A 12604-nucleotide genomic window follows, 5' to 3' on the forward strand; every position below is an offset into this window, starting at 1 on the left:
AACTCGGCCGCCGTCCGCGGCCCGCTTCCGGGGCGGGTGGGGCTCTGGTGTTTCATGGAAGAGCCGTGGGGCAGCCGCGAAAGAGGAACCGAAGGTGCTGCTTCCGAATCAGCGGACGAGAGGCTGGACGCGTGGCGTTGCAGGTGGCCGTGGGCGAGCAGGGCGACTGGGTCGTGCTGCGGGTGTCGGGGGAGATGGACCTCCTGGCGTCACCCGTGCTGCGACAGCGCGTGCACGACGCCGTGGCCGAGGGCCGCCGCAGCCTGGTCCTCGACCTGTCCGACGTGTTCTTCTGCGACTCCAGCGGCGTCGGCGTACTGATCACCACGCGTCGTCTGATGCGCTCCTGCCGCGGCCGTCTGCGCCTGATCCTGCCCGCGCAGGGCGCCGTCGACGGCTCGCACGTGAACCGCGTCCTCGCCGCCCTTGGCGTACGGCGCCTCTTCGAGGTGTATCCGGACGCCGAGTCGGCGGTCGACGACAGCGCGGCGCCGCTGACCGCGTAGCCCGCGAGTCCCGCGAGTCCCGCGAGTCCCGTGCGGCCTGCGGCGGCCGGTCCGGCGGGCAAGCGGAGCCCCACATCCCGGTCAAGATCGGAATGCTGATACAACCGTCCCGAGCGGATGCCGCGGCAGGCGTGCGCCGGTCCAGGATCGCGCCCGTGACACACCTGTGTCCCGGAATTCCAGCGGTCTTGGCACAGGCGTCGCTTTTCCGCCTCCCGGCGGGCGACGGCGTCGTACGCTCCTGGACAGATACCTGAAGTACGGCCGCCGCGGCCCCGGTCACGGCGGCCGAACCCCCCAACCGCATGAGAAGTGAGGCGGCCCGAAGACCATGGACAGTGCCGAGTACGAACGCAGGATCGCGGCCCGTTTCGCCACCTTCGACCAGGACGGCAACGGCTACATCTCCCGTGAGGACTTCAGCACGGCGGCCAAGGCGCTGCTCGCGGAGTTCGGGGTGACGGCGCGGTCCGAGAAGGGCCAGGCCCTGTACATCGGGGCTGAGGCGTTCTGGCAGGGCATGGCGGGCATCGCCGACCGGGACGGGGACCAGCGGATCACCCGGGACGAGTTCGTGGGCGGCGCCGTGAAGCGGCTGCGCGACAACCCCGCGCGGTTCGCGGAGATCGCCCGGCCGTTCCTGCACGCGCTGATCGCCCTGGCGGACGGCGACGCCGACGGTTCGGTCACCGGCGCCGAGGTCGCCCGGGTGCTGCGGGTCCTCGGCGTGCAGCCGGGCGTCGCCGAGCAGGTCGCCACGGACCTGGGCCCGGTCACCGAGGACCAGGTGGTCACCGCCTTCGCGTCGTACTTCACGGTCCCCGAGTAGGGCGTACGTCCACTGCTTCCGTCGTGCGGCCACGCGCACGCGCGCGCGTGGCTCACGCCGAATAGCGCTCCCGCAGTCTGTACTTGAGGACCTTCCGCAGCGCCTCGTTGCGGGGCAGGGCCGCCACCAGTTCGAGGCGCTCCGGGAGCTTGTGCACGGACAGGCCCTGGCCCCGGAGGTACGCGGTGGCCTCCGGGAGGGTCAACGCGGGGGCGTCGGCGGCCTGTTCCACGACCGCGCACACCCGCTCGCCGCGCTCCGCGTCCGGCAGGCCGATCACGGCCACGTCGGCCACCGCGGGGTGGGTGTGCAGCAGGTCCTCGATCTCCTTGGCGGAGATGTTCTCGCCCTTGCGGATGATGATGTCCTTGGCGCGGCCCGTGAGCACCAGGTGTCCCGATTCCCGTACGTGTCCAAGGTCCCCGGTGATGAGGAAGCCGTCCGCGTCGAAGGCGGCCCGCGTCGCGGCGGCGTCCAAGTAGCCCTCGCAGACGGCCTCCCCGCGCAGCCGCACCTCGCCGTCGGTGCCGACCGGCACCTCCTTGCCGTCGGCGTCGGTGACGCGGATCTGCATACCGGCGGGCGGGCGGCCCTCCGTGGTGGCCAGGTTCTCGGCGCTGTCCTCGGGGTCGCCCATCGTGATCATCGGGACCTCGGTCATGCCGTAGCCGTGGGTGAGTTGGCAGCCGAGTTCGCGTACGACGGCGTGGTAGACGTCGGGGGGCTTGGGGGCGCCGCCGCCCGCGAGCAGGCGGAGCGTGGGGATGAGGGGCTCGGCGGGCCGCTTGCGCTGCTCGGCCAGGAACATCGAGTAGAACGCCGTCGAGCCGCCCGCGACCGTCACGCCGTGCCGCCGGTAGCCGTCCAGCGCGGCCGGCAGCGCGAAGTGCTCGAACATGACGGCCGGGAAGCCGTACAGGAGCAGCATCACCGTGTAGTCGGGGCCCGCGATGTGCGCGAAGGGGAAGGCCATCGAGCCGACGTCGGCCGGTGTCAGGCGCAGCGCGTGCGCGAGGCAGGCGCCGCCCGCGAGCAGGGAGCGGTCGGTGTGCAGGACGCCCTTGGGGTCGGACGTCGTACCGGACGTCCAGTAGATCCAGCGCACCGCGCGGCCGTCGGCGGGCGGCGGGGGCAGCATGCCCGGGTCGTCCTCAGGGAGTTCGTCGTACGCGGTGAACACGCCGCGCGCGCCGAGCCGCCGGGCTAGCTCCGCGTGGTCGAAGCCCCGCCAGACGCCCGGCACGGCGAAGTACGCGGCCTTCGACTCCCGCAGCGCGAAGCCGACCTCGCGCTCCCGGTAGAACGGGATCACCGGCGACTGCACGGCCCCGAGCCGGGCGAGGGCGAAGGACAGGACGGCCGTCTCGATCCGCGTGGGCAACTGCCACGCGACCACCGTCCCGGGCCGCACTCCCATCCCGTACAGCCCCGCCGCCACCCGCTCGCAGCTCTTCCGCAGCCCCCCGAACGTGAGCGTCCGGTCGTCGGCGGGGTCGGCGGCGGCCTGGATCAGGGCGGGGGCGTCCGGGGTGAGGGCGGCGCGGCGTTCGATCAGCTCCCAGAGCGTCCCGCAGGCGCTCAGGGCATGGGCGGTGTCGTCGTGCACGGCGGCCCCCTCGGCGTAGCCCGGCGAATCTGATGGATAGTCAGATGGTGCGGTGAGCGTAGAGCCCCGCTCCTTGTCGGTCCAGGGGTGCGGGGCTAGCCTGCTGGCTGACGAACCGTCAGAAACGGTCGGGCGAGGGGACCTCGATGGACCTGACGTACACGGAGGAAGAGGAAGCCTTCCGGGCCGGGCTGCGGGGGTGGCTCGCCGAGGTGCTGCCGAAGCTGCCCGGGAAGCCGTCGGTCGACGACTGGCCGGGGCGGCGGGCGTACGACACCGCGTGGCAGCGGATGTTGTACGACGCGGGGTACGGGGAGGTGCACTGGGATGCCTCGGCGACCCGGCGGTTGATCTTCCTGGAGGAGACGGAGAAGGCGGGCGCGCCCTACGTAGGGGCCAATTTCGTGGGGCTGTTGCACGCGGGGCCCACCATCGCCTCCGAAGGCAGCCCCGAGCAGCGGGAGCGGTGGCTGCCGCCCGTGCTGCGCGGGGACGAGGTGTGGTGCCAGGGGTTCAGCGAACCGGACGCCGGGTCCGACCTCGCGTCGCTGCGCACGCGCGCGTGGCGGGACGGCGACGACTACGTAGTGAGCGGTTCGAAGATCTGGACCTCGCACGCGGAGGTCGCCGACTGGTGCGAACTCCTGGTGCGGACCACGCCCGTGAGCGCGGAGGTACCCAAGCACCGGGGCATCACCTGGCTCGCGCTGCCCATGGACGCGGTCGGGATCACGGTGCGGCCGCTGCGGACCCTCGCGGGCTCCGCCGAGTTCGCCGAGGTGTTCCTCGACGAGGTGCGGGTGCCGGTCGGCAACCGGGTGGGCGCCGAGAACGACGGGTGGCGCGTGACCATGGTGACCCTGTCGTTCGAGCGGGGCACGGCCTTCGTGGGGGAGGTCGTGGCCTGCCGGCGGCTGCTCGGCGAGCTGGCCCGCGCGGCGCGCGCCAGCGGGCGCTGGGACGACCCGGTGCTGCGGCGCGGGCTCGGGCGGCTCAGCGCCGAGTTCGGGGCCCTGTGGCGGCTCACCCAGTGGAACGTCAGCGAGGCCCAGCGCACCGGCGGCGTCCCCGGCGTCGGCGGCTCCGTCTTCAAGCTGCGCTACTCGCACGCCCGCCAGGAGCTGTACGACACGGCGGCCCAGGTGCTCGGCCCCGGCGCCCTCGACCTCGACGAGGCCTGGACCCGCGAACGCCTCTCCTCACTGTCGTACACCATCGCCGCCGGGACCTCGCAGATCCAGCGGAACATCGTCGCCGAGCGGATCCTCGGCCTGCCGAAGGGCCGGTGAGCGGCGCGTGGACTTCCAACTCAGCGATGATCAACGTGCGTTGCGGCGGGGCCTGCGGGACGTCCTCGAAGGGCGGTTCGGGCGGGACGCGCTGCGGGCCGCCGTCGACGCGCCCCGGCTCGACCGGGAGCTGTGGCGGACGCTCGGCGACGCCGGGTTCTTCGCGCTCTGCCTGCCCGAGGACGCGGGCGGCGTCGGACTGGGGCTGCCCGCGGCCGTGTTGGCGTTCGAGGAGGCCGGGCGGGTGCTGCTGCCCGGGCCCGCCGTGGCGACGTTCCTCGCGGCCGGGGCGGTCGAGGGCGCCGCCGGGGGCACGGTGGTCGTCACGGCCGTCGCCGGGCCTTTCGTGCCGTGGCTGGACGAGGCCGACGTGGTGCGGGGGGACGCGGCGGGGGCGGTGGCCGTACGGTCCGTCGACCCGCTGACGCCGCTGCACCGGGTGCGGGAAGGGGCGCCCGTGCCCGACGAAGAGACCCCGGCCGTGCTCTTGACGGCCGCCGAACAACTGGGCTCCGCCGCCCGCACCGCCGAACTGGCCGTCCAACACGCCCGGGAACGGGAACAGTTCGGCGGCCCCGTCGGCCGCTTCCAGGCCGTGCAGCACCTGTGCGCCGACATGCTGGTCCGCGCGGAGCTGGCCCGCGTCGCCGTCTACGCCGCCGCCGTCACCGGGGACCCGCTGGAGGCCTCCGGGGCCCGGCTGCTGGCCGACGACGCCGCCGTACGCAACGCCCGTGACTGTCTGCAAGTGCACGGTGGCATGGGGTTCACCTGGGAGTCCGACGTCCATCTGCACCTGAAGCGGGCGTGGGTGCGGGCGGGGCTCGGCGGGGGTGCGGCGGGGGCCGAGGAAGCCTTGGCGGCGGCGCTGTGAGGGGCCCGGTGCGGGCGGGACGCGGGGCGGCACGGGCACGGTCCCATGATCGACTTGTGCGCCCGGGGGAAGGCGGTAAGGCTACTGAGCGTCGCACCGAGCGTCGATATCGGGTTGTGTCCTAGGCGTGACTCGTCACGACGCGGAGTCGGCGCCCGGCTCCGGTACCTTGTCTCAGATGCGAGAGGTCCTGAGGCCGAGCCGTGCCGGTGTTGCCCCCGAGGCAGCTCCGTGCCTGGTAACGCGCTCCTCTCGCCGCGCAGGACGAGGCCGAGCGCCCGCCTGTTCGACCCCCTGCGGCGCGCGTCGCACAGTATGCCGCACGCGTACTCCTTCGCGCTGGAATATGCCCGAAGCGCTTGTTGGGGTGACTGAACGTCAACCATGCTGTCTCTCAAGGGTTTCACGTTCTGTGAGCTTGTGGAGTCACGAGGCGATGTGTCCGCCGGTTCGGATGGTGTGAGCGGTGCAGGTGCTTCAAGTTCAGCTGGAAGTCGGTCCCGATCCCGCGGAAGTGGGCCGGGCCCGCAGATGGGCCCGTTCACGGCTCGCCGGGTCGGGCATAGCTGCCGATGAGCCGGTGGCCGAGACGCTGATCCTGCTGATCTCGGAGCTGGTCACCAACGCCGTTGTGCACACGGGCTGTCCGGCGGTCCTGCGCATGCTGCTGCCCGGAGTCCCCGCCGACGAGCCCGGCACCGTCCGCGTCGAGGTCGCCGACCGCAGCGCCCGCCCGCCCCGCCCCCGGCACGCCGAGGGCGACGACACCAACGGCCGCGGCCTGGAACTGGTCGACGGACTCGCCGACCGCTGGGGCTGGCGGCACGAGGGCACCGGCAAGAGCATCTGGTGCGAGGTCGACCGGTGCGAGGCGGGCACCCCCGCCGTCACGTTCGACGGGACCACCCACGAGGACGTCGCGTACGAAGCGGTGTAGCCCGCCCACGTCGCCCACGAAGCCCCGGCCCCACCCGCGTGACCTCGCGTACAGACCCGCTGGACGCCCCGGCCGCATCCGCGCGACCCCGGGTACGACACCGTGTGACCCTTGACCGCCCCCGCTCCCCGTCTGTGTCCCGCCGCCCCGCCCCGCCGCCCCGCGCGCCCGCGCCGCCCGGTGTGCCGTCGCATGCGCCGTCCCGTGCCACGATGCGCGGCCGTGCGCGGGCCGGTTCAAAAGCGGCAAACCCCATAAATCCCCGACTCGGTGTTGACGTACCGTGACCAATTGATCACGCTGGTGGGCAGCGATTCGCCGCGAGGGGACGCCGAGGGGCGCTGGCGCCTGTGGCCCGGTCCTTGGCGAGGTGCGGATCGTGATTCGGCGTGGCGCTCCCTCAGGGCAGAAGGGGGGCGGGGGCTCGTACGCCGGAGCCGGATGGCGGCGCGCGGTACAGCGCTCGGGGCGGGCGCCGACGCGCCGCCACCCGAACTCCGACCCGGCGGTCCATGCTCGGACCCGGGCCCGTGACTCAGAGGACGGCGACCGGTGCCACCGGTGCGCCCGTCGCGCCCGTGAAGGGCTCCGGCGTCGCCGACAGCAGGAAGCTGTGACGGCGTTCTTCTCCACAGGCTGTGGACAACTCTTCGAGATCCCAGTTCTGGCCCTGCGGCATGCCCATCTCGACCAGGTCCAGGGCGTGTACCGGCAGCCACAGGTTCTCGATCTCCGGCGGGAAGACCTCGAAGGTGAGCGTGTCATTGGCGACGGCCGCCACGTCCCGCGCGTGGAACCACTCCGGCGCCCGCACCGAGAGCCCCGGCGACGGATAGCCGTACGCCCGCCTGTCGCCCGCCAGATAGGTCCGGATGTGCCCGGTGCGTACGAGGACGATGTCCCCGGCGCCGACGGTGACACCCCCGAACTCCGCCGCCTCGTCGAGGTCTTCGGGGGTCACGGCGTGCCCGACGGGCAGCCGGTCGACCCCCTTGGCGCGGGCCACATCGAGCAGGACGCCGCGCGAGACGACGTGCGCGGCCGTGCCGATGCCGCTGAAGCGGGCGCCCTCGTGCGCGGTGATCGTGTCCGCGGGGCGGCCGTTGTAGATCAGGCCCGAGTGCGAGACGTGCGGCAGCGCGTCCCAGTGCGTGGCCGCCTGCAGGCCCATGGTCACGGTGTCGTCGCTGGTCGCGACCGAACCGGGCCCGAACAGGGGCTGGTTGATCTGCACCATCGTGTGCAGCGGATTGACGCGGCCCGGGATCGAGCCCGTCTGCACCCCGTTCTGGCGCAGCGGCAGCGCCAGCGGTACGCGGCGGCCGGTGCGGACCGTGGCGGCGGCCGTCCGGACCACCTCGTCGGTGATGAGGTTCAGGGTGCCGATCTCGTCGTCGGCGCCCCAGCGGCCCCAGTTGTTGACGCGCTTGGCGATGTCGAGGAACGCGGGCGGCATCGGCGGGCCGGATGGCGCGGCCGGGGCGGGCGCGGGGTCGAACGAGGCTGACATGGGTGCTCCCCGGGGCTTGTCTTCCGGTGTCTGACGGGTCATAGAATCTAACGGTCCGTCAGAAACCGCGGGAAGGGGCCGGTGTGGGGAACTTCTTGGCAGGCAAGGTGGTGGCCGTCACCGGCGCCGGACGGGGCATCGGCAGGGCGGTCGCGCTCGCCGCGGCGGCCGAGGGCGCGCGGGTCGTCGTCAACGACTACGGAGTGTCCGTCGAGGGCGCCGAGCCCACCAGCGAGGTCGCCGCGGCCGTCGTCAAGGAGATCGAGGCGGCGGGCGGCGAGGCGGTGGCCGTCGCGGACGACATCTCCACCATGGCGGGCGGACAGCGCGTCGTCGACGTGGCCCTCGCCCGCTACGGGCGCGTGGACGGCGTCGTGTGCGTGGCCGGGATCCTGCGCGAACGCATGCTGTTCAACATGGCGGAGGAGGAGTGGGACCCGGTGCTCGCCACCCACCTGAAGGGCACCTTCACGGCCTTCCGGGCCGCGTCCGCCGTCATGCGCAAACAGGGCTCCGGCACCCTCATCGGCTTCACCAGCGGCAACCACCAGGGCTCCGTCGCCCAGGCCAACTACAGCGCCGCCAAGGGCGGCATCATCTCCCTGGTCCGCAGCGCCGCCCTCGGCCTGCACAAGTACGGCATCACCGCCAACGCCGTCGCCCCCGTCGCCCGCACCCGGATGTCCGCCAACGTCCCCATGGAACTCACCGAGATCGGCGACCCCGAGGACGTGGCCGCCCTCGTCGTCTACCTGCTCAGCGACCGCGCGCGCCAGGAGCGGATCACCGGCCAGGTGTACACGATCGCGGGCCCGAAGATCGCCGTCTGGGCGCAGCCGCGCGAGCTGCGCGCCGGGTACGCGGAGGGCGGCTGGACGCCGGAGCGGATCGCCGAGTTCCTGCCCGGGACGGTCGGCACGGACCCGATGCCGCTGCTCGCGAAGCTGGAGGAGATGGCACGGGCCGCGGCGGCCAAGGAGCGGCCCAACGCGGGGTCTCCGCCCGGGGCCAGGCCCACCTCCCACCCCCGTCCCAGCGCCTAGGCCGCGCCGTGGACTTCGAGTTCGGGGCCGCGGACGAGGCGTTTCGGCGGGAGGCCCGGGAGTGGCTCGAGGAGCGGCTGACCGGGGACTTCGCGGGGGCCGCAGGGCGCGGTGGGCCCGGGAGCGAGCACGAGCGCGGGGACGTGCGGCGGGCGTGGGAGCGGGAGCTGGGGCGGGGCGGGTGGATCGGCATCGGGTGGGACACCGGTCCGCGCGGCGGGTCGTCCGCGTACGGGATCCGGCCGGCCGAGGAGTCCGCGTACGGGATCCGGCGGGCCACCCTGACGCAACAGGTCGTCTGGGCCGAGGAGTACGCGCGCGTGCGCGCGCCGGGCCGCTGCGGACACATCGGCGAGAACCTGCTCGCGCCCACGCTCCTCGCGCACGGCAGCAAGGAGCAGCAGGACGAGTTCCTGCCCGGCATCGCCCGCGGCGAGACCCTGTGGTGCCAGGGGTACAGCGAGCCCGGCGCGGGCTCCGACCTGGCGGGCCTGCGGACCACGGCCGTGCGGGACGCCGACGGGACGTACCGGATCACCGGACAGAAGATCTGGACGTCCCTCGCCCACGAGGCCGACTGGTGCTTCGTCCTGGCCCGCACCGGGCCCGGCTCGCGCCGCCACCACGGCCTGTCCTTCCTGCTGCTTCCCATGGACCAGCCCGGCCGCATCGACGTCCGCCCGATCCGGCAGCTCACCGGCACGAGCGAGTTCAACGAGGTCTTCTTCGACGGGGCACGCGCGCGTGGCGCCCACCTCGTCGGCGGCGAGGGCAACGGCTGGCAGGTCGCCATGGGGCTGCTCGGCTTCGAACGCGGGGTGTCCACGCTGGCCCAGCAGATCGGCTTCACGGAGGAGCTGGGGCGGGTCGTACGGGAGGCGCTGCGCGGCGGGGCGGCGGGCGACGCGGTGCTGCGGGACCGGTTGGTGCGGCAGTGGGCGGAGCTGCGGGTGATGCGGTGGAACGCGCTGCGGACGCTGGGGGGTTCGGAATCCGGGTCGGGCTCCGGTTCGGGTTCCGGCTCAGGTTCTGGTTCGGCCGCGGGCGCGCCCAGTGTGGCGAAGCTGCTGTGGGGCGGCTGGCACCAGCGGCTCGGCGAGCTGGCGATGGCCGTACGGGGGGCGGCGGCGGCCGTCGGCCCCACGGACTGGAGCGCGGACGCCCCGTACGAACTGGACGCGCTGCAGCGCCTGTTCCTGTTCTCCCGCGCCGACACGATCTACGGCGGCTCGGACGAGATCCAGCGGAACATCATCGCCGAGCGGGTGCTCGGACTGCCGAGAGAGGCCAAGGGGCCGGTGAGGGGTACGGCATGAGAGGCGTGGTGTTCGACGGGGCGCGGGTCGAGGTCGTCGACGACCTGGAGATACGCGACCCGGGCCCCGGGGAGGTCCTGGTCGCCATCGCGGCGGCCGGGCTGTGCCACAGCGACCTGTCGGTGATCGACGGCACGATCCCGTTCCCGCCGCCCGTGGTGCTCGGGCACGAGGGCGCGGGCGTCGTCGAGGCGGTCGGCGCGGGCGTCGCGCACGTCTCGCCCGGCGACCACGTGGCGCTGTCCACCATCGCGAACTGCGGGGCCTGCGCGCAGTGCCACCGGGGCCGCCCCACCATGTGCCGCAAGGCCATCGGGATGCCCCAACAGCCGTTCTCGCGCGCGGGCAGGCCGCTGTACCAGTTCGCCGCGAACTCGGCGTTCGCCGAACGCACCCTCGTCAAGGCCGTGCAGGCCGTACGCATCCCCAAGGAGATCCCGCTGACGTCGGCGGCCCTCATCGGCTGCGGCGTCGTCACCGGCGTCGGCGCCGCGCTCAACCGCGCGCGGGTCGCGTACGGGGACTCCGTCCTCGTCATCGGCACCGGCGGCATCGGCCTCAACGTCCTCCAGGGGGCGCGCATCGCCGGGGCCACCACCATCGTCGCCGTCGACGCCAACCCCGAGAAGGAGGCGGTGGCGCGGCAGTTCGGTGCCACCCACTTCCTGCCGTCGGCGGAGGGCGTCGCGGACATCCTGCCGAACGGCGCCGACCACGCCTTCGAGTGCGTGGGCCGCGTCGAGCTGATCCGGCAGGCCGTCGACGCGCTGGACCGGCACGGCCAGGCCGTCCTGCTCGGCGTGCCGCCAGCGACGGCCGAGGCGTCCTTCCTCGTCTCGTCGCTGTTCCTGGACAAGTCCATCCTCGGCTGCCGCTACGGCTCGGCGCGCCCGCAGCGGGACTTCGCGCTGTACGCCGACCTGTACCTGGCCGGGCGGCTGCTCCTGGACGAGCTGGTGACGCGGACGTACCCGGTGGAGGAGTTCGCGGTGGCGCGGGAGGACGCGGAGGCGGGGCGGGTGGCCCGGGGAGTGCTGGTGTTCTGAACCCGCCGCCGCGGTAACCGAGTTCCGGACTCCGCACCCGAGTTCCGGTCCCTGTTGCAGGCTTCCGGTCCCCGTACCCGTACCCGAGTTCCGGTGCCCTCCGTCCTCGTGGGAAGAGCCGTGGGGCGTTGTCAGTGGGGTGACCTACCTTCGTACGTATGAGCTATCGCGAGATCGCGTCGCGGGGGACCCTGGCCTGGGCCGCCGTGGCCGTGGGCGCCCGGATGCCCGTGGCCATGGCGCCCCTCGCCGTGGTGTTCCTGGTGCGCGAGCGCGAGGGCGGGTACGCGCTCGGCGCGATCCTGGCCGCGGTGTACGTGGTCGGCGAGATCGTGGGGGCCGCGCTCCTCGGGATGCGGATGCGGGCCGAGCGGGCGCGGCCGCAGCTGGCCGTCGGCCTCGGCGTCGGCGCCGTGGGCTTCGCGGCGCTCGGCGCGCTGCCGGACGCGCCCGCCCTGGTGCTGGCCGTGTGCGCGTTCGTGGCGGGCGGGGCGCCCGGGGCCGCGCCGGGTGGGATGCGCGCGCTCCTCAACAGCCTGGTTCCGGAGCGGTCGATGGCCCAGGCCATGTCCGCCGAATCCGTCCTGGTCTTCGTCATCTGGGCCATCGCGCCCGCGGCCGTCACGGGGCTCGCGCTCGGCGTCGCACCGGGCCTGCCCCTCCTGCTGGCCGCCGCCCTGATGGGCCTCTCCGTGCCCGGACTGTGGCTGCTGCCCGCGGGCTGGAAGGCCGACGAGTCCGACCGGGACGGCGAGCCGATGCTGCGCATCATGGCCCGCGCGTGGCCGGTGTACGTGACGGGGGCGGCCGGTCTGTCGCTGCTCGCCCTGGCCGAGTTGGTGCTGCCCGCGCTCCTGGAGCAGCGCGAGATATCCGTCGGCATGTCGGGCCCGCTCCTCGCCGGTCTCGCGGTGGGCTCGGCGGTCGGCTCGTTCGTGTACGGCCTGCGGAAGTGGCCCGGACGGCTCCGCACCCAGAGCCTGGTGTGCATGCTCGCCGTCAGCGGCTGCCTGGCCGTGGTCGCCGTCCTGCCGACGGCCGCATGGCTGGCGGTCGGCCTCGCCTGCGCCGGTTTCCTCCAGGCGGGTTCGATGCTCACCCGCAACCTGACGTTGCGCGAGGTCCTGCCGCCGAGCGCGCTGGCCGCGGGGTACTCCGTGATGTACGCGGCGATCGGGGCGGGGTACGCGGTCAGCGGTTCGCTGGCCGGGGGCCTGCTCAGTGTCACGACGCCGTCGACTGCGATCTTGGCGGGGGTGGGGTTGACGGTGGTGCTGACGTTGGTGGGCACGCTGGCGGAGGTGCGGCCTGCGCCTGGGGCCGGGGCTGGGGCTGTGGGGGGTGGGGAGTCCGGGGTGGTCTCTGGGGGAGGTGCGGCGGTCTCGCCTGGTGGGGTCCCGGAGCGCCCGTCGAGCTGAGGCCGGGGCCAGCCCCGCAGGTGCGGGGACCACAGGCACTGTTCGTACACCTGGTCCGGGTCGGTGGGACCACCCCCGCGCGCGGGGACCACTCAGGAGCCTGGGAGGGCGTGCCGGTCTGCGAGGGACCACCCCCGCACGCGCGGGGACCACAACGGGCGAACCACCTTAGGTCTTGTGCATCCGGGACCACCCCCGCGCGCGGGGACCACGGCGAGTTCGACGCGGCG

At 73.6% G+C, this 12604-nt stretch carries 11 protein-coding genes; 9 read left to right on the forward strand and 2 right to left on the reverse strand.

Annotated features, from left to right (window positions below):
• Positions 1–131: 131 nt before the first annotated feature.
• Together IE274_RS14675 and IE274_RS14680 are read left to right on the forward strand one after the other, a co-directional pair.
• Positions 132–506: an STAS domain-containing protein gene (locus tag IE274_RS14675; RefSeq protein ID WP_190116151.1), complete on the forward strand. Its 375-nt coding sequence runs from the start codon at positions 132–134 to the stop codon at positions 504–506.
• Between the two features lie 331 nt (positions 507–837).
• The gene (locus IE274_RS14680; RefSeq protein WP_190116152.1) at positions 838–1335 is read left to right on the forward strand and encodes an EF-hand domain-containing protein; all 498 of its coding nucleotides are present in this window, start codon (positions 838–840) and stop codon (positions 1333–1335) included.
• A gap of 52 nt (positions 1336–1387) precedes the next feature.
• Here the strand turns inward: IE274_RS14680 and IE274_RS14685 are convergent, their stop codons facing one another.
• Positions 1388–2941, reverse strand: coding sequence for a class I adenylate-forming enzyme family protein (locus IE274_RS14685; protein ID WP_190116153.1), 1554 nt, complete (start codon positions 2939–2941; stop codon positions 1388–1390).
• Between the two features lie 146 nt (positions 2942–3087).
• On the opposite strand from IE274_RS14685, the gene IE274_RS14690 reads away from it, so the two are divergent.
• The 3 genes from IE274_RS14690 (at position 3088) to IE274_RS14700 (ending at position 6041) form a co-directional block, all read left to right on the forward strand.
• A complete protein-coding gene (locus IE274_RS14690; RefSeq protein WP_190116154.1) occupies positions 3088–4230 on the forward strand; it encodes an acyl-CoA dehydrogenase family protein in 1143 nt (380 codons plus the stop codon).
• Positions 4231–4237: 7 nt separating this feature from the next.
• On the forward strand, positions 4238–5104 hold the full coding sequence (locus IE274_RS14695; RefSeq protein ID WP_190116155.1) for an acyl-CoA dehydrogenase family protein: 867 nt from the start codon (positions 4238–4240) through the stop codon (positions 5102–5104).
• Between the two features lie 466 nt (positions 5105–5570).
• The gene (locus IE274_RS14700; protein WP_190116156.1) at positions 5571–6041 is read left to right on the forward strand and encodes an ATP-binding protein; all 471 of its coding nucleotides are present in this window, start codon (positions 5571–5573) and stop codon (positions 6039–6041) included.
• A 535-nt stretch (positions 6042–6576) separates the two neighbouring features.
• Here the strand turns inward: IE274_RS14700 and IE274_RS14705 are convergent.
• On the reverse strand, positions 6577–7497 hold the full coding sequence (locus tag IE274_RS14705) for a cyclase family protein (RefSeq protein ID WP_190116494.1): 921 nt from the start codon (positions 7495–7497) through the stop codon (positions 6577–6579).
• Between the two features lie 137 nt (positions 7498–7634).
• On the opposite strand from IE274_RS14705, the gene IE274_RS14710 reads away from it, so the two are divergent.
• The 4 genes from IE274_RS14710 to IE274_RS14725 all read left to right on the forward strand — a co-directional run bounded on the left by IE274_RS14710 (position 7635) and on the right by IE274_RS14725 (position 12374).
• Positions 7635–8594: an SDR family NAD(P)-dependent oxidoreductase gene (locus IE274_RS14710; protein WP_190116157.1), complete on the forward strand. Its 960-nt coding sequence runs from the start codon at positions 7635–7637 to the stop codon at positions 8592–8594.
• A gap of 8 nt (positions 8595–8602) precedes the next feature.
• Positions 8603–9910, forward strand: coding sequence for an acyl-CoA dehydrogenase family protein (locus tag IE274_RS14715; RefSeq protein WP_190116158.1), 1308 nt, complete (start codon positions 8603–8605; stop codon positions 9908–9910).
• Positions 9907–10956 carry a Zn-dependent alcohol dehydrogenase gene (locus tag IE274_RS14720; RefSeq protein ID WP_190116159.1) on the forward strand — a complete coding sequence of 350 codons (1050 nt, stop codon included), beginning with the start codon at positions 9907–9909 and terminating at the stop codon, positions 10954–10956. The genes IE274_RS14715 and IE274_RS14720 overlap by 4 nt, the downstream gene beginning before the upstream one ends.
• Positions 10957–11114: 158 nt before the next feature.
• A complete protein-coding gene (locus tag IE274_RS14725; protein ID WP_190116160.1) occupies positions 11115–12374 on the forward strand; it encodes an MFS transporter in 1260 nt (419 codons plus the stop codon).
• Positions 12375–12604 lie beyond the last annotated feature (230 nt).

The organism is Streptomyces flavofungini (genome assembly GCF_014650815.1).
Taxonomy (GTDB): Bacteria; Actinomycetota; Actinomycetes; order Streptomycetales; family Streptomycetaceae; genus Streptomyces; species Streptomyces flavofungini.